Source organism: Actinomycetospora sp. CA-101289 (assembly GCF_050955895.1).
In the GTDB taxonomy this organism is placed as follows: Bacteria; Actinomycetota; Actinomycetes; order Mycobacteriales; family Pseudonocardiaceae; genus Actinomycetospora.
In genome coordinates, this window is record NZ_CP192093.1 from 6,014,405 (window position 1) to 6,031,343 (window position 16,939).

Annotated in this window: 21 protein-coding genes and 1 pseudogene; 14 read left to right on the forward strand and 8 right to left on the reverse strand. The window is 75.5% G+C overall.

What is annotated here, in order from left to right; genetic code table 11:
- Positions 1-7: 7 nt before the first annotated feature.
- From ACQPX6_RS29825 to ACQPX6_RS29845, 5 genes and pseudogenes are all read left to right on the forward strand, one after another.
- Positions 8-208 (forward strand): annotated as a pseudogene (locus ACQPX6_RS29825) (1-aminocyclopropane-1-carboxylate deaminase); the annotation flags it as partial.
- Positions 209-248: 40 nt separating this feature from the next.
- Positions 249-572 (forward strand): DUF6247 family protein, encoded by a 324-nt coding sequence (locus tag ACQPX6_RS29830; protein ID WP_433784437.1) that lies wholly within the window; start codon positions 249-251, stop codon positions 570-572.
- A gap of 33 nt (positions 573-605) precedes the next feature.
- Entirely contained in the window at positions 606-770 is a 165-nt protein-coding gene (locus ACQPX6_RS29835; RefSeq protein ID WP_433784438.1) for a hypothetical protein, read from the forward strand.
- Between the two features lie 60 nt (positions 771-830).
- Positions 831-1,373, forward strand: a complete 543-nt coding sequence (locus tag ACQPX6_RS29840) for a YbhB/YbcL family Raf kinase inhibitor-like protein (RefSeq protein ID WP_433784439.1) — start codon at positions 831-833, stop codon at positions 1,371-1,373.
- A gap of 11 nt (positions 1,374-1,384) precedes the next feature.
- On the forward strand, positions 1,385-2,050 hold the full coding sequence (locus ACQPX6_RS29845) for a TMEM175 family protein (RefSeq protein WP_433784440.1): 666 nt from the start codon (positions 1,385-1,387) through the stop codon (positions 2,048-2,050).
- Here the strand turns inward: ACQPX6_RS29845 and ACQPX6_RS29850 are convergent.
- Positions 2,002-2,208: a hypothetical protein gene (locus ACQPX6_RS29850; RefSeq protein ID WP_433784441.1), complete on the reverse strand. Its 207-nt coding sequence runs from the start codon at positions 2,206-2,208 to the stop codon at positions 2,002-2,004. The two genes, ACQPX6_RS29845 and ACQPX6_RS29850, sit on opposite strands and share 49 nt — an antisense overlap.
- 55 nt (positions 2,209-2,263) lie before the next feature.
- Here ACQPX6_RS29850 and ACQPX6_RS29855 point away from each other — a divergent pair, with 55 nt between their 5' ends.
- The 4 genes from ACQPX6_RS29855 to ACQPX6_RS29870 are packed head-to-tail and all read left to right on the forward strand — an operon-like array spanning position 2,264 to position 4,015.
- Positions 2,264-2,848, forward strand: a complete 585-nt coding sequence (locus ACQPX6_RS29855) for a YdeI/OmpD-associated family protein (protein WP_433784442.1) — start codon at positions 2,264-2,266, stop codon at positions 2,846-2,848.
- A 10-nt stretch (positions 2,849-2,858) separates the two neighbouring features.
- The gene (locus ACQPX6_RS29860; RefSeq protein ID WP_433784443.1) at positions 2,859-3,158 is read left to right on the forward strand and encodes an antibiotic biosynthesis monooxygenase family protein; all 300 of its coding nucleotides are present in this window, start codon (positions 2,859-2,861) and stop codon (positions 3,156-3,158) included.
- A gap of 15 nt (positions 3,159-3,173) precedes the next feature.
- A complete protein-coding gene (locus ACQPX6_RS29865; RefSeq protein ID WP_433784444.1) occupies positions 3,174-3,479 on the forward strand; it encodes a DUF6092 family protein in 306 nt (101 codons plus the stop codon).
- Entirely contained in the window at positions 3,476-4,015 is a 540-nt protein-coding gene (locus ACQPX6_RS29870; protein ID WP_433784445.1) for a nitroreductase family protein, read from the forward strand. Before ACQPX6_RS29865 ends, ACQPX6_RS29870 begins: the two co-directional genes overlap by 4 nt.
- 4 nt (positions 4,016-4,019) lie before the next feature.
- Here ACQPX6_RS29870 and ACQPX6_RS29875 read toward each other — a convergent pair whose 3' ends face one another.
- The 7 genes from ACQPX6_RS29875 to ACQPX6_RS29905 all read right to left on the reverse strand — a co-directional run bounded on the left by ACQPX6_RS29875 (position 4,020) and on the right by ACQPX6_RS29905 (position 12,740).
- Entirely contained in the window at positions 4,020-5,645 is a 1,626-nt protein-coding gene (locus ACQPX6_RS29875) for a thiamine pyrophosphate-binding protein (protein ID WP_433784446.1), read from the reverse strand.
- A complete protein-coding gene (locus ACQPX6_RS29880) occupies positions 5,642-6,418 on the reverse strand; it encodes a cyclase family protein (protein WP_433784448.1) in 777 nt (258 codons plus the stop codon). The genes ACQPX6_RS29875 and ACQPX6_RS29880 overlap by 4 nt, the downstream gene beginning before the upstream one ends.
- Positions 6,419-6,458: 40 nt before the next feature.
- Positions 6,459-8,723, reverse strand: a complete 2,265-nt coding sequence (locus tag ACQPX6_RS29885; protein ID WP_433784449.1) for a M20/M25/M40 family metallo-hydrolase — start codon at positions 8,721-8,723, stop codon at positions 6,459-6,461.
- 39 nt (positions 8,724-8,762) lie between these two features.
- Positions 8,763-9,977 carry a DUF998 domain-containing protein gene (locus tag ACQPX6_RS29890; protein ID WP_433784450.1) on the reverse strand — a complete coding sequence of 405 codons (1,215 nt, stop codon included), beginning with the start codon at positions 9,975-9,977 and terminating at the stop codon, positions 8,763-8,765.
- A gap of 102 nt (positions 9,978-10,079) precedes the next feature.
- A complete protein-coding gene (locus tag ACQPX6_RS29895) occupies positions 10,080-10,772 on the reverse strand; it encodes a hypothetical protein (RefSeq protein ID WP_433784451.1) in 693 nt (230 codons plus the stop codon).
- Between the two features lie 118 nt (positions 10,773-10,890).
- Positions 10,891-11,253, reverse strand: a complete 363-nt coding sequence (locus ACQPX6_RS29900) for a hypothetical protein (RefSeq protein ID WP_433784452.1) — start codon at positions 11,251-11,253, stop codon at positions 10,891-10,893.
- Positions 11,250-12,740 carry a putative T7SS-secreted protein gene (locus ACQPX6_RS29905; protein ID WP_433784453.1) on the reverse strand — a complete coding sequence of 497 codons (1,491 nt, stop codon included), beginning with the start codon at positions 12,738-12,740 and terminating at the stop codon, positions 11,250-11,252. Before ACQPX6_RS29905 ends, ACQPX6_RS29900 begins: the two co-directional genes overlap by 4 nt.
- Positions 12,741-12,810: 70 nt before the next feature.
- Here ACQPX6_RS29905 and ACQPX6_RS29910 point away from each other — a divergent pair, with 70 nt between their 5' ends.
- The 5 genes from ACQPX6_RS29910 to ACQPX6_RS29930 are packed head-to-tail and all read left to right on the forward strand — an operon-like array spanning position 12,811 to position 16,890.
- On the forward strand, positions 12,811-13,248 hold the full coding sequence (locus ACQPX6_RS29910) for a DUF3293 domain-containing protein (RefSeq protein ID WP_433784454.1): 438 nt from the start codon (positions 12,811-12,813) through the stop codon (positions 13,246-13,248).
- The gene (locus ACQPX6_RS29915) at positions 13,245-14,597 is read left to right on the forward strand and encodes a serine/threonine-protein kinase (protein ID WP_433784455.1); all 1,353 of its coding nucleotides are present in this window, start codon (positions 13,245-13,247) and stop codon (positions 14,595-14,597) included. The genes ACQPX6_RS29910 and ACQPX6_RS29915 overlap by 4 nt, the downstream gene beginning before the upstream one ends.
- A gap of 33 nt (positions 14,598-14,630) precedes the next feature.
- Positions 14,631-15,035 (forward strand): nitroreductase family deazaflavin-dependent oxidoreductase, encoded by a 405-nt coding sequence (locus ACQPX6_RS29920; protein WP_433784456.1) that lies wholly within the window; start codon positions 14,631-14,633, stop codon positions 15,033-15,035.
- On the forward strand, positions 15,035-15,763 hold the full coding sequence (locus tag ACQPX6_RS29925; RefSeq protein ID WP_433784457.1) for a hypothetical protein: 729 nt from the start codon (positions 15,035-15,037) through the stop codon (positions 15,761-15,763). The genes ACQPX6_RS29920 and ACQPX6_RS29925 overlap by 1 nt, the downstream gene beginning before the upstream one ends.
- 56 nt (positions 15,764-15,819) lie before the next feature.
- On the forward strand, positions 15,820-16,890 hold the full coding sequence (locus tag ACQPX6_RS29930) for an EcsC family protein (RefSeq protein ID WP_433784459.1): 1,071 nt from the start codon (positions 15,820-15,822) through the stop codon (positions 16,888-16,890).
- Positions 16,891-16,939: the final 49 nt, after the last annotated feature.

The window sequence follows — 16,939 nt, forward strand, 5'->3', positions numbered from 1 at the left end:
ACGGCATCCCGTGGCGTCGACGATCGACGCGATCCGGCTGACCGGCGCACTCGAGAAGATGATCATCGACCCGGTGTACGAGGGGAAGTCGATGGCCGGCCTGATCGACCTGGTGCGGTCCGGCGAGATCGGGCCGACCTCGACCGTGCTCTACGCCCACCTCGGCGGCCAGCCCGCGCTCAACGCCTACGTCGGTGCGTTCTCCTGACCAGGAGCTCGCTGTCGGTCGTTCTCGCTATCGTCGACACATGACCAGCGCGGCCCCGGACACGAGGGCGGGCGAGCTCCCGCCCCTGCCGCGGGTGGGTGCGTCTCCCCGCGCGGTGCGGGCCGCGCTCCACCCCGAGCACCACGAGGCGTTCGACCGCGCGTTCCGGGCGGCCCTCGACGAGGCGGAGCGCGAGCTCGACCTGCAGCCCGTGCACGAGGTCGTCGAGCACTGGCGCCGCCGCGCCTGGATCACGCGTGACCGGGAGCAGTATCGGCGGATCGTCCGGGAGGCCGTCGAGGAGTCGACGGGCGAGGCTCCGCCGGAGAGCGAGTCGACACGGGCGTCCGAGGCTCGGCTCTGACGGCAGATGTACGCGCTCGACACCCGAGGGCCGGTGCAGGACCAGATCGACGCGCTGCCACCAGCCGCCGTGCCGGAGTTCGACCGGCTTCGGCAGGCTCTCGAGACCCGGCCGTGGGACGGCGCGCCCTACCTGCTCGAGGACCAGCGGCGCGTCGACCTCCTCCTGGTGCAGTGGGGCCTGACGCCCGACGCGTGACCCCGCCACGGTGGCGGGTACTGGCGCGGGAGACGGATCACCGCCGACGAGGAGGCACCCGTGGCCCACCAGCCGCCCGACCCCTACGACTTCCTGCCCGACGTCGCGTCGTTCAGCGTCACCAGCACCGACGTCAACGACGGGCAGACGCTCCCGAACGCGCAGGTCAGCGGCATCATGGGCGCCGGGGGCGAGGACGTGTCGCCGCAGCTGGAGTGGTCGGGCGCGCCCGAGGGCACGAAGAGCTTCGCGGTCACCTGCTACGACCCCGACGCCCCCACCGCCAGCGGGTTCTGGCACTGGGCGGTCACCAACATCCCGGCCTCCACGGCCTCCCTGCCCGCCGACGCCGGCGACCCCGACAAGGGCCTGCTGCCCGAGGGCGCGATCACGCTGGCCAACGACGCCGGCGCCAGGCGCTACATCGGCGCCGCGCCGCCCGGCGGGCACGGCGAGCACCGCTACATGTTCGTGGTGCACGCGATCGACACCGAGGACCTCGGGGTCGGCGCCGACGCGACGCCCGCGTTCCTCGGCTTCAATCTCTTCTTCCACAGCATCGGGCGGGCGAGGATCACCCCGACGTACGACATCGGCGGCTGAGGGAGGGCGGCATGGCGGGTCGCGACCAGACCGACGACTGGCCGCTGCCCACCCTCGACCGGGTCTCCGCGTTCAGCGACGGTGTCTTCGCCATCGCGATCACGCTGCTGATCCTGCCGCTGACCGAGGCCCAGGTCCGCGACGGCCACGTCGTCGAGGACCTCCTCGCCCTGCAGCACCAGTTCCTGGCGCTGTTCCTGAGCTTCGCGGTGATCGGGGGCTTCTGGCTCCTGCACCACGACGACCTGCGGGCGCTGACGGGCGCAAGCCGGCGGATGCTCGTCGCCAACCTCGTCTTCCTCTTCTTCGTCGTGCTCCTCCCGTTCCCCACCGCCCTGCTGGGCGACGGGGACAGCGCGGCGGCGACGATCATCTACGCGCTCTCGATCATGGCGACGTCGGTGAGCTCGCTGGCCCTGTGGTGGACCGCCGAGCGGGACGGGCTGGTCGACGGCGAGCGCGGCCGGCGCTGGGGACGCGACAAGTACTGGGGCACGGCCGCGGTCGTCATCGCCTTCCTGCCGTCCCTGCCGCTGGCGCTCGTGGCGCCGGGCTGGGCGCGCGTCAGCTGGGCGCTGGCGTTCCCGCTCGGGATACTCGCCGACAAGATCGAGGAGCGCCGGCGCGATCAGGACGGGTCGTCGCGGCGCAGCCGCCGCAGCACCACGGCGCAGTAGATCGCGACGACCAGCAGGACGCCGCCGATCACCGCACTCGCCCACAACCCCGTCACGACGCCGTAGACCACGGCGGCGAGGCCGAGGACGCTCCCGATCACGACGAGCAGGAGCAAGCGGGTGCGTCGGCCGTGGCGGTCGGGTCCAGGCGCGATCACGGCGCGGAGGGTACGCACCTTCCGCGGGGCGCCGTCGGGCACGAAGCTGGCTGGCATGGTGACGGGCGAGCAGGTGCACCCCGAGGACATCGACGCCTGGCGGGCCTGGCTCAGCGAGCACCACGCGCGCGGCACCGGCGTCTGGCTGGTGACGTGGAAGGCGCGCACCGGGCGCCCGACCGTCGGCTACGAGGAGTCCGTCGAGCAGGCGCTGTGCTTCGGCTGGATCGACAGCACCAACCGGTCGCTCGACGACGAGCGCTCGATGATGTGGTTCGCCCCGCGCCGGCGCGGCAGCGGATGGGCCCGCTCGAACAAGCAGCGCATCGCGCGGCTCGAGGAGGCGGGGCTGATGGCGCCCGCCGGCCGCGCCCTGATCGACGAGGCGAAGACCGACGGGTCGTGGACGATGCTCGACGACGTCGAGGACCTGGTGGTCCCGCCCGACCTCGCGGAGGCGTTCGACGGGCACCCGGGAGCGCGCGAGTACTGGGACACGCTGTCCCGCTCGCCGCAGCGGGCGATGCTCGCTTGGGTCGCCGAGGCGAAGAGGCCCGCGACCCGCGCCGGGCGCGTCGCGCAGATCGCGGAGCGGGCGGCGGCCGGCGAGATCGCGTTCCCGCGCCACGCGGGCGGGTAGTCGAGAGGTCATGATGACCGTGATCACCCACGTCAGCCTCACGCCCGGCCGCGAGCCGGAGTGGGACCAGGCGATGCGCGACCGCCTCGAGACCGCCCGCGAGAAGGAGGGCTGGATCGGCAACCAGCTCGTCATCCCGCTCGACGCGCCCAACGAGCGGACCGTGATCGGCACCTGGACGACCCGCGCGGCGTGGGAGGCGTGGCACTCCGACGAGGCGTTCCTCGAGACCCGCGAGCGCATGGAGGGTCTGCAGGACGGGCCGAGTGACACGAGCTGGTACGAGGTCGTGTCCGACGAGCGCGCCTGAGGCCAGGATGGCCGGGTGACCGCACCCTGGGTCCTCGACGAGGACGACGCGCTGGAGCTGTTCGCCTACCTCGTGACCGCCGCGCGCACGCAGGTCGACGAGGCCGCCGAGTACGGGCCGATGCGCCTGCTGACCGCCGCCCACCGCCTCGCCGAGGCCATGGCTCCGCGGGCGTCGGCGGAGACGGCCGAGGCGCTCGCCGGGCCGCTGGCGGCGATGCCGCTGCTGGCCGTGCCGCGCGACCGGGCGGAGTACGTCGAGCAGCTCGACGGGGCGTGCGCGTCGCTGGCCGCGCACCTGAAGCAGCGGTACGGCGCGTGACCGACCCCGTCCCCGATCCTGTCCTCGCCGCCATTCGCCGCCGGCGGGTGACGCGGGCGATGACCGACGAGCCGGTGGCGCGCGAGCAGGTCGAGACGATCCTCGAGGCCGCGCGCTGGGCGCCGACCGCCGGCAACCGGCACCTGCAGCGCTTCGTCGCGACGACCCACCCGGGCACGCTGCGGGTGCTGCGGATGGTGTCGCCCGGGATGATCGCGCGTCCGGCGGCGGCGATCACCGTGTGCGTCGACCGGGGGCTGGCCGCGCGCTACGGCTTCCGTCCCGAGACCCCGGGCCCCTGGATCGACGTCGGCACGGCGACGGCCACGGTCCTGCTCGCCGCGCAGGCGGTGGGCCTGGGCGCGGGGCCGGTGAGCTCGTTCAGCCGCGCCGCCGTCGCCGTCGCGCTCGACCTGCCCGAGGGCTGGAGCCCCGAGCTGATCGTCTGCCTCGGGCACCCCGCGGCGGAGCAGCCGGGCGCGATGACGCCGGGGCGTCGCGTGACCTGGCAGGACCTCACGCGCTGGGTGCCCTGACCGTTCAGTGCCCCCGGAACGCCTCCGCGAGCCACCAGGACGGCTCGTCGGCGACGACCTTCGCGTCCACCACGAGCGGCCGGTCGCGCGGCCCCTCGAGCCAGGCGCGCACCCCGGCGAGGTCCTCGACCGCGCGCACCACGAGCCCCTCGCACCCGAAGCCCCGCCCGATGGCGGCGAGGTCGCGGTCGGGGAAGGTCACGGTGGTGTGGTCGGCGCCGGCGAAGTGGTGCACCTCGGCGCCGTAGGCGGCGTCGTCGTAGACCACCACGAGCAGCGGCAGGCCGAGGCGGGCCGCGGTCTCGAGCTCGGCGACGCCCATGAGGAACCCGCCGTCGCCCAGCGCGGCGACGGTGAGCCGGTCCGGCCGGGCGATCGCCGCGCCGAGGGCCGTCGCCAGCCCCAGCCCCACCGACTGGAACGCCTGGGTGAAGCAGAAGCCGGCCGCGTCGGGCACCGCGAGGTAGGCCGCGGGGTAGCCCATGAAGTTGCCGGAGTCGGTCGCGACGGTGCGGTCGGCGGGCAGCAGGGCATCGAGGTGGGCCGAGAGCACCCGGGGGTCGATCCGCTCCCCGGTCGACGTGTCGTCCACCGGCAGCGTCGCCCACCGGCCCTCGGCCTCGAGGCGCGCGGCCAGCTCGGGGCTGCGGTAGCCGGACGAGGGCGTCACGACCCGCAGCACGTCACGGGCGGTCTCGGCGACGTCCCCGAGCACGCCCTGATCGATCGGGTGGTGGGCGCCGAGGGCGGCGGGGTCGTCGTCGACCTGCACGACGGTGGCGACGTCGCCGATCAGCGCGCCGTGCCGCGTCGTCCACATCGTCAGTGACGCGCCCCAGGCCACGACGACGTCGGCCCCGGCGACGAGCTCGGCGGCGAGCGGCGTCGCGAACCCGCCGCAGATGCCCAGCGACCACGGCGAGCAGGCGAACAGGCCGTGGGCCACCGCCGAGGTCGTGAGCAGCGCGCCGCACGCGTCGGCCAGGGCGGCGAGTTCGGGGCCGGCGTCGCGGGCGCCGCGACCCGCGACGAACACCGGGCGCCGCGCGCCCGCGAGGACCGCCGCGAGCGACGCGACCGAGGCGGTGTCCGGGCGGGTCGGGCTCCAGGGCTCGACCGCGGCGACGAACGCGGGAGAAGGGCACGGCTGGGCCTGGACGTCCAGCGGCAGGTTGAGCACGACCGTCCGCCGCTGCCGGCGCGCGACGGCGAAGGCGCGGACGGTGTCGGCGACGGCGGAGGCCGCCGAGTGCACGCGCTCGGGCACGGCGCCGACCGCGCGGGCGAGCGCGTCCTGGTCGACGCGGAAGTTGGAGCGCACCGCGGCGCCCGCGGGCTCGGCGGCCAGCACGAGGAGCGGGGTGCGGCTCTTGGCGGCCTCGGTCAGGCCGGTCATCGCGTTGGTCAGCCCGCAGCCCTGGTGCACCGACAGCACCGTGACCCGCCCGGACGTCCGCGCGTGGGCGTCGGCCATCGTCGCCGCCCCGCCCTCGTGCCGGGCGGCGGTGAACCCGACCCCGGCGTCGCGCAGGGCGTGGGTGACGACGAAGTTGCCGCTGCCGACCACCGCGTAGACGTGCGCGACGCCGAGGTCGGCGAGCGTGCGGCCGACGACCTCGGCGACGTTCACCGCTCGACCAGCGCGTACACCCGCGCCGGGCTGCCCGAGCCGCCGACGATCGGCAGCGGCGACACCACGACCACGGCGCCGGTCGGGGGCAGGAGCGCGAGGTTCTGCAGGCTCGTCAGGCCCCACTTGCCCGCCCCCATGAGGAAGTGGTGGCAGGAGAAGGGCGGGTCGAACCCGCCGGCGGCGCCCGCGTCCGTGCCGACGGTCTCGGTGCCGAAGCCCGCGACCGGCGACTCCTGCGCGATCCAGCGCGCGCACTCGGCGGACACGCCCGGGGTGTGCGGGCCCTGCTCGTCGGCGTTGGTGAACGCCTCCTGGTCGTGGGAACGGGCGTCCCACCCGGTGCGCAGGAGCAGCCAGCCACCCTCGGGCAGCGGGCCGTGCTCGTCGGTCCAGGCCCGGACGTGGTCGACCTCGAGCAGGAAGTCGGGGTCGGCGGCCACCTCGGCGCTCTTGTCGATCACGGCGGCGGCGCCGATGAGCGTGCGCAGCGGGGCCTGCGACACGTCGAGCCCGTCCCGCCCGGTGACCCAGTGGTTGGGGGCGTCCAGGTGGGTGCCGGTGTGCTCGCCAGTGTGGATGTCGTTCCAGTACCAGGCCGGCCCGCGGTCGTCGTAGCGGCTGAGCTCCTCGAGGCGGAAGCGACCGGTGTTCGCGAACGGCTCGGGCAGCTCCAGGATCGGCGTCGTCTCCGACAGCGGGGCGGTGAGGTCGATGGCCTCGACCGACCCTCCGCGCAGGGCGTCGACGAGGGCGGGCAGCACGGGGGTCACGGGCGGGTCCTCTCGGAGGGGAGTCGATGATGCACAGCGCTCAGGGCACGGCGACAGCCCGCGACACGACCACGACGTCGCTGTTGTTCCCCCGCGCCTGGCGCAGCTCCGGCGGGCGCGGGGTGAAGCCGGGGACGCCGGTGAGGCCGAGGGTCTGGTCGTCGACGCGCAGGGTCAGCGGGCCCGTCACCTGCACGTCCACCACTGCGCCCTCGGGCGGAACATCGTCGAGGCGCAGGGTCATCGGGCCGCCGCCGAGTGGTGCTGACAGGGGCGGCCGTCCTGGGTAGGCGACGGCGACGCCCCGCACGGGCACCTCGGTGCGCAGGAAGACCGTCGGCGCGCCGCGGGGCGAGGTCACCTGGAGGCGCACGGTGTCGGGGGTCCGCGAGAGCACGGTCGCGGCGGGCGGCGGCAGGGGCAGCGCCGTCGCCGGGCCGCGGCTCACCGGCTCGCCGCCCGGCCAGGCCTCGAGCGGGGCCGGGGTCTCGCCGGCGTAGCTGCGGGTCCAGTCGGCGGGGGCGCTGTCCGTCGTCACCCAGCGGGCGGCGCCGGTCTCGGCGTCGAGGACGTAGGCGAGGTCGCTGCCGTAGGGCGTGCGCGGGTCGGGGGCGTCGAGCTGCAGGCCGCCGCCGGCGAGGATCAGGACCCAGACGAACGCCAGGATCGGCAGCGCGTAGCCCCGCGCCATGCCGGGCCGCGGCAGCGCCGAGAGGCTCGCCCCGATCGGGATGCCGACGAGGGTGAAGACGGCGACCGGCAGCCCGTCGGAGATGCCCCCGATGGCGAAGGAGGCCACCGCGAACGGGATGAGCAGCGCGACGGCCGGGACCGCGCCGAGCACGAGCGCCGGGACGGCGAGCCACGGGCGCTCGCGCACCAGGAGCACGAGGATCAGCGCCAGGGCGAGGCCGATCACCGGCCACGCGAGCAGGAACACCGAGCTCTGCGCCACGACCGCGAGCCCCGCGGCGAGCAGGGCCAGCACGAGCAGCGCCCCCGCGGCGAGGGCGACCGCGCCCGGGCGGCGGCGGACCACGCTCACGACCAGCGTCGTGATGACGAACGCCAGCACGCCTGCGGCGACCTCGTAGAGCACCGGGCGGCCGAGGAAGGGCCCGGTGTCGGCGTAGGCCGGGCGGAAGAACACGAGGCCCTGCCACAGCCCGACACCGGCCGCGACGGCGACCACGAGGCCGAGGACGTAAATCAGGGCCGCGCCGAGGACGCCACCGACGGTCGCCCGGGCGCGGTACCGCGCGACGACCACGAGCACGACGACGAGCACCAGCGCCAGGCCCGCGACGCCCCACGCCCACACGCTGTCGTAGCTGACCAGCAGGCCCAGGGCGGCGAAGTAGGTGCGGTCTCCGGTGGCGGGCGCGCCGGAGGCGGCCGGGTCGAGCGGGGCGAGGTCGCGGTCGCCGAGTGCCCGGGTGAGCGCGACCGCGTTGCCGCCGTGGTTCTGCAACGAGGCCCCGCTGAGGTTCGCCGGGGCGTCGCCGGGGGTGTGGTACTGGTACGGCCGCCCGATGAACGCCGCGTTCATCCCCGGGCGCCCGGCGTCGAGCACGGGCGAGAGGTCGGTGTCGTTGGGCAGGAAGCGGTAGACCTCGACCGCCGAGGAGTCGCCCCGCGGGTGGGGGACGCTCGCGGTCCACGCGTCGATCAGCCCGGCGTTGCCCGGCGAGGTCTGGAACAGCAGCGACGGCCCCTCGACGCCCCGGGCCTCCCAGTTGAGGACGACGATCGGGCGGTCGCGGGGCATGCTCTCCCGCACCCAGGCCCGCGCGCCGAGCAGCCCGACCTCCTCGGCGTCGGTGAGCACGACGGTGACGTCGTTGCGCAGCGGCGGGCCCGCGCGCAGGGCCCGGACGGTCTCGAGGACGGTCGCCACGCCGGACATGTCGTCGGCGGCGCCGGGCCCGGCCGCCACCGAGTCGTAGTGCGCCATGAGCACGACGGCCCCGGTCGGCTGCTGCCCCGGCAGGGTCGCGACGACGTTCTCGACGCGGGCGGCCCGGGCCTGGTCCCCTTCGGCGGCGAGGGCGGCGGACGCCTCGACGCGCGGCGCGAGCCCCTCGGCGGCCAGGCGGCCGACGAGGGCGTCGCGGGCGAGGTCGGACGCGGGGCTGCCGACGGGCCGGGGCTCGCGGGCCAGGGCGTCGACGGTGCCGGCGGCGCGCTGGGCGCTGAACTCGGCGGGCGGGGCGCTCGCGGGCACGGGGTCGGGCGGGCTCTCGAGGAGCACGGCGTAGACCCCGATCACCGCGAGCAGCACCACGGCCACCAGGCGCCCGATCACGCGAGCACCGTGCCGTACCGGGCGGTCCGCCGCCAGCGGTCAGCCGCGCAGCGCGCGCTCCGCCGGTGCTGGGGAGCGGTGATCGAGCACCGCGATCGCCACGCGGATCGGCCACACCGCCTGCGACACGACCAGGACGCGCTGGGAGAGGCCGTAGAACTCGCCGGCGGTGACGAGCTCGACGGTGAACCACGCGCAGAGCACGGCGAGCACCGCGAAGGCGATCGCCGAGGTCCGGCGCAGCCCGGGGTCGACCGCGGGCGAGAGGGCCAGCCCCAGGGGCCAGGTGGTGAAGGCGAACCAGGAGAGGCCGGCGGCGACCATGTGCACCATCGAGTAGCCGCCGACCGGCTGCGGGTTGAGCCCCGCGACCGCGAGCAGCACCCCGCCGGCGGCGAGCAGGCTCCACGCCGGGCGCGGCACCCGGGGCCGGAGCCCGAAGGCGATGATCACGAGCAGCACGCCGACCAGGCCGAGCGTGCCGGCCATGATCCACCGGTTGGTCGCGCCGAGACCGGCGAGCGCGCTGAACGACTGGCTCCCCGGGTCGGGGCCGGGCCAGGCGGCCTCGGCAGCGAGGAGGCCGACGACGAGCACGACCGGGGCGAGCACGGCGAGGGCGAGGGTGTCCCAGCCCGTCTCGCTCCAAGGCCGTCGCCGCGACCCGCGCCACGACGCGATCGCGATGCGCAGCGGCCAGACGGTCTCGCTGAGGATGAGCACGCGCTCGGCGACGCCCAGCCACGTCCCGTCGGTCCAGGCCTGGGCGCAGAGCCAGGCGAGCGCCACGGCCATGGCGCCCGTCGCGACCAGCGAATCGCGGCGCAGGTCGGGATCGAGGCCCCGGTCAGCGGCGAGCGGGAGCGGCCAGACGGCGAGGGCGACGGCGCCGATCACCGTGCCCGTCATGTGCAGCGGGGAGCTGCCGTGCACGGGCTGCGCGGCCAGCGCGGCGACGACCACCGCGGCGCCCCCGACGCCCAGGACGAGGCGCGCCGAGCGCCCCACCCCGCGCAGGAACAGGGCCACGAGCACGTTGAGGGCACCTGCGGCGGCCAGGGCGGCGGCCATGATCCAGCGGTCGGTCGCGCCGAGCCCGGCGAGCGTGCTGACCGTCTGGCCGACCGCGTCGTAGCTCCCCGGCGGCTGGGCGGCCTCGGCGAAGAACCCGCCGACGACCAGCACGACGGGCGTCGCGACGGCGAGGGCCACCACCCTCGCGTCGCGACGCCGGTCGGTCGCCAGCAGCGTCATCGGCCGGCTCCTCCCCCCATGTCCCGGTGTGCCCGGTGGATCCTGCACGTCCGCGGCGGGGAGGGTGAGCGCGGTTCCCGGAAGGCGTGACCGCCGGGGTGGCTAGCCTCGCCGATCGCCCTGGGCGAGCGCCACCGTGGGTGCCGGGGCCTCGTCGAGCGGCCGCAGGTCGGCGACGTAGACGGCGTCCTCGGCCACCTCGTCGGGGTCGGGCAGCGCGACGAGGGCTGTAGGTGAGCAGGGGACGCGGGCGGTGCGGACGTATCGGCGCACCTCTCGGACCCGGAACCGCCGCCGGCACAGGGTCACCGCCTCGCCGTGCGGCGTGCCCGCATCGAGCTCGGGCGCCCAGTACAACGCGCCCTCGACCCACACCCGCCCGGAGGCGGGGAGTGTCGCCGCCCAGTTGAGCGGGAAGAGCTGGCCGCCCACGTCGAGGACGTCGACCGTGCAGTCGCAGGCGCCGGGCTCCAGCGGCGCGGCGACGACGGTGCCGCGGGCGTCGGTGCAGCCGAACTCGTCCACCGTCCAGCGGTCACGTCCCGACACCGCCGGCAGGTGCACGTCGGCGTAGATCGCGGGAGCCAGCTCGACCTCGTCGCCGACCCGGAAGGCGGGCAGCGACCCCGCCGCCAGGTAGTGCGGCAGCAGCTGGACGGTCAGCGCCCCGTCGCTGCGCTCCTCGCGCTCCGGCGGCCGGGGCAGCGTCCGCCGCACCAGGTCGTCCACGTCCTCGTACCGGCGGCCGGCCACCGTCCGCCCTCGGTCCCGTCGCGTCCGCGCGGGCTTCGCCATGTCTGCCTCCTCGTGGGTCTCCACGGGGTTGGAGGGAGTGGGAGGGCGATCGGTTCCATCAGGGCGATGGGGCCTGTGGATGGTCGGGGTCGGTCGAGGACGAGGACCGGGCGTGTGGTCAGCGGCGCCCGGCGGGGAGTCCGTCGTTGTAGCCCGTGACGGCGAACAGGCAGGGCTGCCAGGGCTCGACGGGCTTCGCGCCGCTGAAGACCTCGTCGAGGTACTCCTCCAGGACCTGCGCCGCGGCCGCGGGAGCCAGCGGCCACGGCACGAACTCACCGGGAGCCTTGCCGATCTCGCCCGGCGACAGCCGACCGGCGCGCACCAGGCTGACGACGAGCGCGCCGGCGCGCCGCAACAGCGCCAGCTGGTCCTCGCCGCCCTCGGCGATGTGCACGAGCCCCATCGCGTGGCCCATGTCGATCCAGTCGTAGCGGGCCTCCTCGAGGATGTCGTCCATGAGCGACACGTCGTCGGTCATCCGCCCTCCTGCCTCGGTGTGTGCACGCGAACCGGTCGGAAGCCCCCCGCGTTGATGTCCACCGCAGGGTCGTGGGGTGGTGTCGAGGACGTCGCGCGGTAGGTCACGTACGTCCCGTCGGGCAGCAGCAGCACCGTCAGCCCACCGGAGGTCCGCGCGACCTGCCCTCCGGGAGAGAGAGCTTGGTAGATCTGTTCGATCTCCGCGACGGTGTCGACCTCCCGCACGAAGACCTTGTTGTGCTTCCCGCTTCCCGGTCTGCCGATATCGACGCCCCGCCGCGCCGCGTGCTCCGCCGCCGTCAGGCCGTTGTACCGCCCGAGATTCGGAGCCGGCTCGGCGCCCGCGTCCGGGGACTCCGACGGCAACGCCCCCGCCGCCCGGGTCGCGCGCTCGATCCGGCCGGCCGTCCCGGCACCGCCGAGGGCCGAGAGGCCCGCGCCCGTGATCATCCCGCCCGCCCAGCGGGTGGGGTTCGTGGCCAGCTCGCGGGGGTTGAGGGCCTGCTCGATCGTCTCCTGCGGGTGGGCCACCGCGTTGGCGACGCCGGTGCCGAGGTCCTTCCAGCCCTCGACGGCCGCGGCCGGCTCGACGATGAAGCGGGTGGGGTTCACCTGCCAGAGGAACTGGGCGGTCCCGGCCAGCTCCGACCACGCACCACCGAGCGCATCGCCGAGGAAACCCCCGATCTGCTGGCCGACCGAGGGCGCCGGCGGGGCGAGGTCGCGGGCGCGCGCGACGAGCGGGGTGGCGCGGTCGCCGGCCGCGACGACCTCGGCCCGCGCGGCGCGCAGGCGCTCCGCCGCCAGCGAGCGCCCGGCCTCACCGGGGTCGGGGCCGTCCACCGCACGCGGCTGGGTGCTGAGCGTGTCCGCGGCACCCCGCTCCTGCACCGCGACGGCCGCCTCGTCCCGCGCCCACTCGAGCACGTCGGCGACGTCAGCGAGCGCGTCCGCGGCCTGCAGGAACGCCTCGCCCGTCCCCGTCCACTGCGGCGGGATCGGCGCGAACGCCAGGCGGAACGCGTCGGCGGCCTCGCCCTGCCACTCCCCGGTCTCGATGCGCCGCAGCCCGTCGCCCGCCCCGACGAGCGCGGCGCCGAGGCGCGACATCGTCTCCTGGATCGCGCGCACCCCGGCCGGGTCGCCGGGCACGAGCGCGGCCGGGTCCGTCGTCTCCCCGAGCTCGGCCACCGCGTCACCGGGCCCAGCGGAACCCGTCGATGGCGAGGTCCTCGGCCTCGGCGTACGCCCGCGCCGCGTCCCGCAGGCCGCCGGCCAGCGCGTCCCGTCGTCGGTGAGGTTCGCCAGGCCGGGAGCCCAGCGATCGCAGAAGTCGACGGCGACCGCCCCGAGGGCGTCGTGACCGAACGTCGCCGGCGTGGTCGCCAGGTCGTCGACGTCGTGGGCGGCCAGCTCGTCCATCACCGCGTCCACCCCGTGGGCGGCGTCGAACAGCGCCTGGAGCACCACCCGAACGTCGGCCACGTCGCCGGACGCTAGGGACACCGGCGGCGCGGCGGGGGCGGTTTCGCGCAACCGGCAGAATGCGCCGGACATGGACGAGGCGCGGGCGGGTCGAACCGCCGACTACGGACGCGCCGTGCTGCGCGTGCCCGCGCTCGGTCTCGTCCTGCGCCCCGCGCCGCCGGGTGAGGTCGAGGGCGCCTTCCCGTTCGACGGCACCGTGCACGTCGTCACGGCGCACAATCCGGGGCCGGAGCGCCTCCCCGAGCAGGAGAACGCCGCCCGCCAGGCCCGTCTCGAGGCCGAGCTCGACGCCCGGGGCCTGCGGCACTGGGCCACGGTGGCGGGCGCCGAGGACGGGTCGCACGCCGAGGCGGGCGCGCTGGTGGTCGGGCTGGACGACGACGGCGCGCGAGCGCTGGGCGCCGCGTGGGGGCAGGACGCGGTGTTCCGGTGGAGCCGCTCGGCGTGGTCGGTGCTCGCCTGCGACGATGCGGAGCCGGTGGACCTGGGCTGGAGGGTGGCGTGACCGAGCGCTTCGGGCCCTACGAGCTGTCCGAGCTCCTCGGCCGCGGCGGCATGGGCGAGGTGTGGCGGGCGGTCGACACCCGCAAGGCGCGCACCGTCGCCCTCAAGCGGCTGCCGGCGGAGATGACCGGCGAGCGCGAGTTCGAGGACCGGTTCCGCCGCGAGGCCCACGCCGCCGCGCGCCTCAGCGACCCGCACGTCATCCCCATCCACGACTTCGGTGAGATCGACGGCCGGCTGTTCCTCGACATGCGCCTGGTGCACGGCGAGGACGTCGGCGCCGCCATCGAGTCCGTCGGCGCGCTGGGGCCGGCGCGGGCGGTGTCGGTGATCGAGCAGGTCGCGTCGGCGCTGGACGCCGCCCACGACGAGGGCCTCGTGCACCGCGACGTCAAGCCGTCGAACGTGCTGCTCACGCCGTCGAAACGCACGGTCGGGCCGCAGGACTTCGTCTACCTCATCGACTTCGGCATCGCGACCGGCGCCGCGCTGGGCACCCGGCTGACCCAGACCGGCATGGCCATCGGCACCGCGGCCTACATGGCGCCCGAGCGCTTCACCCAGGGCGTCGACGCCGACCCCCGCATCGACGTCTACGCGCTGGGGTGCGTGCTCCACGAGGCGCTGACCGGCAAGCCGCCGTTCGCGGGCCGCGACTTCCCGAGCCTCATGTACGCGCACATCAACACGCCCCCGACCGCGCCGTCGCGGGTGGCGGGCGGGCTGCCGCGGGGGTTCGACGACGTCATCGCGCGGGCGCTGGCCAAGAACCCCGACGAGCGCTACGCCCGGGCCGGCGACCTCGCCGAGGCGGCGCGGGGCGCGCTGGCACCCGGGTCGTCGTCGCAGCGGGTGCTCGAGACGCAGGTCCCGCCGCGTCCGCCCCGTCCGGCGACGCCACCCCCGCGCCCAGGGGGTCGTCCGACGAGCGGGCCGGTGCGTCCGCCGACGGCCGCGTCGCAGCCCGCGTTCGCCCAGCCCTGGCAGCCGGGCCCGCCGCGCTTCGGTCCCGCGCCCGGTCTCCCGCCACCGCCGGTGCCGGTGCCGCCGCGCGGGGGCACCGGGCGGTTCGTCGCGGCGATGGCGGCGCTGCCCGTCGCGGCCCTGCTCGTCCTGATCTGTCTCGGCGGCACCGTCGCCGAGCTGCAGGACTGCTCGACCCGGGCGGCCGCCTGCAGCTCCGGGGTGGTGGCGTTGCTCGGCGCGATCGCCTCGGGCGTCGGCGCAGGCCTGGCGATCGCCGGGCTGACCCGGGCGGGTCGGCGCACCGTGCGACGCGCGGGAGCGGCGTGGTCGGTGCTCGGTGTCGGATTCGTTCTGCTCGTGATCGCGATCGCCCTGGATCCCTGAGCCCCCGCGCCTCGTCGGGGCAGGATGGTGGGCATGAGCGACTGGAACCAGCAGATCATCGACGAGTTCCGAGCCAACGAGGGGCGCGTCGGGGGCAACTTCGAGGGCGCCCCGCTGCTGCTGCTCCATCACCTCGGGCGCAAGTCGGGCGCCGAGCGCGTCAGCCCGATGATGTACCAGGCCGTGGGCGACGACCTGGCCGTGTTCGCGTCCAAGGCCGGCGCCGACACCCACCCCGACTGGTACCTCAATCTGCTCGCGCACCCCGACGTCGAGGTCGAGGTCGGCACCGACAAGGTCGCCGTCCGTGCCCGCGACCTGCCCGCCGACGAGCGCGACCCGATCTGGGAGAAGCAGAAGCAGGACTACCCGGGCTTCGCCGACTACGAGACGAAGACGTCGCGCACCATCCCCGTGGTGCTGCTCCAACGGCGCTGATGCCCGCGGTGTGGAACCCGCTCGCCGCCAAGCGCGGCGAGCTCCTCGATCGCGAGCTGGCGCCGGAGGTGCACGCGGAGCGCTGGGCGCGGCGCCACGACGGGCGGGTCGGGGAGCTCAACCGCTGGGTCGACCACGTCCGGGACACGACGTACGAGAACGTCCCCTACCTCGACCCGGCGGCCGCGGGGTCCGGCGCCCGGGTCCTCGTGCTGATGGGCGACCCGTCGGGCGACGCCGAGGACGGGTCGGGCTTCGTCAGCAAGCACGACAACGACCCCACCGCGCACAACACCTACGTCGCGACCGAGCGCGCCAAGCTCGGCTACGACATCTCGCTGCACTGGCACGTGGTGCCGTGGTGGGTCGCGAACCCGGCCAAGCCCGTGCGCGCGCTGGAGCGGGAGGCCGTGCGCGCGGCGCCCTACCTGGCCGCCCTGGTGGAACTGCTGGATCCGCCACCGAGCGAGGTCGTGCTGCTCGGCCGGCCGGCAGTGCGGGCCTGGGCGCGGCTCGCGAAGGCGGGGCTGCCCGACGCGCTGCGCGAGGCGACGGTGGCGCACGCCCCGCACCCGGGCCCGCTCGTCTTCCACCGCCACGACGCCGCGACCGGGCGGGGCAACAGCGACCTCGTCGTCGAGGCGATGCGGCTGGCCGGGCAGCGGGCGCGCGGCGAGAAGGTGCGCCCGCCGGCGGGTGGCCCGGCGGGTCGACGCCGCCCGTTCTGACGCTCGTCAGCTCGACGATGGGGTCGGGGCTGGCGCGTGTGGGTACCGTCCGGGGCGTGACGGCGACGACCGACGACAGCCCGCGGACCACGCCCGACGTGACCGCTGCCGACGTCGAGCACTGGCGCGAGGTCGTGCAGTGGAAGGACCGGTCGCTGCACCACTCGTCGACGATGCTCAGCCCGCTGCGCGACGGCGTCGCGGAGGTCCGCGCGGGCGTCATGTCGACCCTGCGCCGGATCCCCGGCGTGGCCCAGGTCGACGAAGGCCTGAGCAACGCGTTCCACCAGCTCGCGGCCGCCGGCGCGGGGGCGGGCGCGGCCACGCTGCGGCGCGACGCGGTGTTCGCCGACTTCCGCGCGCAGGGCCACGACGTCACCGACTTCAAGGACATCCGGGCGCTCGACATCGGCGCGGTCCAGGCGGTGATGCCGCGCCTCGACCTCGGCTACACGGTCTTCGCGGGCGTGCAGGGCGGCGTCACCGGCTTCCTGAGCAGCACCGGCGTCACCGCGGCGGCCGGCGGCACGGGCGCGGCGGGGCTCGGGAGCCTGCCGGGGATCGCGGTGACGGTCGCGACGCTGACCGGCGACGCCCTGCTCACGGTCGCGTCGTGCACGCGGGCGGTCGCGCACGTCGCGGCGTACCACGGCTACGACGTCACCAAGCGCAGCGAGCAGATCATCGCGCTGGCGGTGCTCGCGGTGGGCCTGTCGAGCGAGGACGATGCGCCCGGGGCCTACCAGGAGGTCGCGGAACTGATCACCGCGAAGTCGCAGGAGAGCCAGAAGCGCAAGCAGCAGCAGGCGCAGATCAAGCGGCTCGGGCACGCGGTGCACCAGCGGCTGCTGGCGCAGATCGGTCAGCGCGAGATCGCGCAGCTGGTGCCGGTGCTGGGCATCGGTGTCGGCGCGGTGCTCTCGGCGCGGCTGCTGGCGCGGGTCGTCGACACGTCCGCGCACCTGTACCGCGAGCGCTTCCTGCACGACAAGTACGAGCTGCCCTTCGGTGTCGAGCTGCCGTTCGACCCGGCGACCTACCAGCCCTACGTGGACCCGGCCGACGACCACGACGACGGCGGCGACGACATGGACGACGAGGGCGACGAGATCTTCGCGGGCGCCTGACCGGGGCGGTGATCGTGGGGGCTTTCCTGGCGTTGAACGCCAGCGTGGC

Coding starts and splice junctions, on each gene's coding strand:
- ACQPX6_RS29830 (WP_433784437.1), top strand. CDS start 249: ATGACCAGCGCGGCCCCGGACACGAGGGCGGGCGAGCTCCCGCCCCTG.
- ACQPX6_RS29845 (WP_433784440.1), top strand. CDS start 1,385: ATGGCGGGTCGCGACCAGACCGACGACTGGCCGCTGCCCACCCTCGAC.
- ACQPX6_RS29855 (WP_433784442.1), top strand. CDS start 2,264: ATGGTGACGGGCGAGCAGGTGCACCCCGAGGACATCGACGCCTGGCGG.
- ACQPX6_RS29860 (WP_433784443.1), top strand. CDS start 2,859: ATGATGACCGTGATCACCCACGTCAGCCTCACGCCCGGCCGCGAGCCG.
- ACQPX6_RS29890 (WP_433784450.1), bottom strand. CDS start 9,977: ATGACGCTGCTGGCGACCGACCGGCGTCGCGACGCGAGGGTGGTGGCC.
- ACQPX6_RS29895 (WP_433784451.1), bottom strand. CDS start 10,772: ATGGCGAAGCCCGCGCGGACGCGACGGGACCGAGGGCGGACGGTGGCC.
- ACQPX6_RS29900 (WP_433784452.1), bottom strand. CDS start 11,253: ATGACCGACGACGTGTCGCTCATGGACGACATCCTCGAGGAGGCCCGC.
- ACQPX6_RS29910 (WP_433784454.1), top strand. CDS start 12,811: ATGGACGAGGCGCGGGCGGGTCGAACCGCCGACTACGGACGCGCCGTG.
- ACQPX6_RS29920 (WP_433784456.1), top strand. CDS start 14,631: ATGAGCGACTGGAACCAGCAGATCATCGACGAGTTCCGAGCCAACGAG.
- ACQPX6_RS29925 (WP_433784457.1), top strand. CDS start 15,035: ATGCCCGCGGTGTGGAACCCGCTCGCCGCCAAGCGCGGCGAGCTCCTC.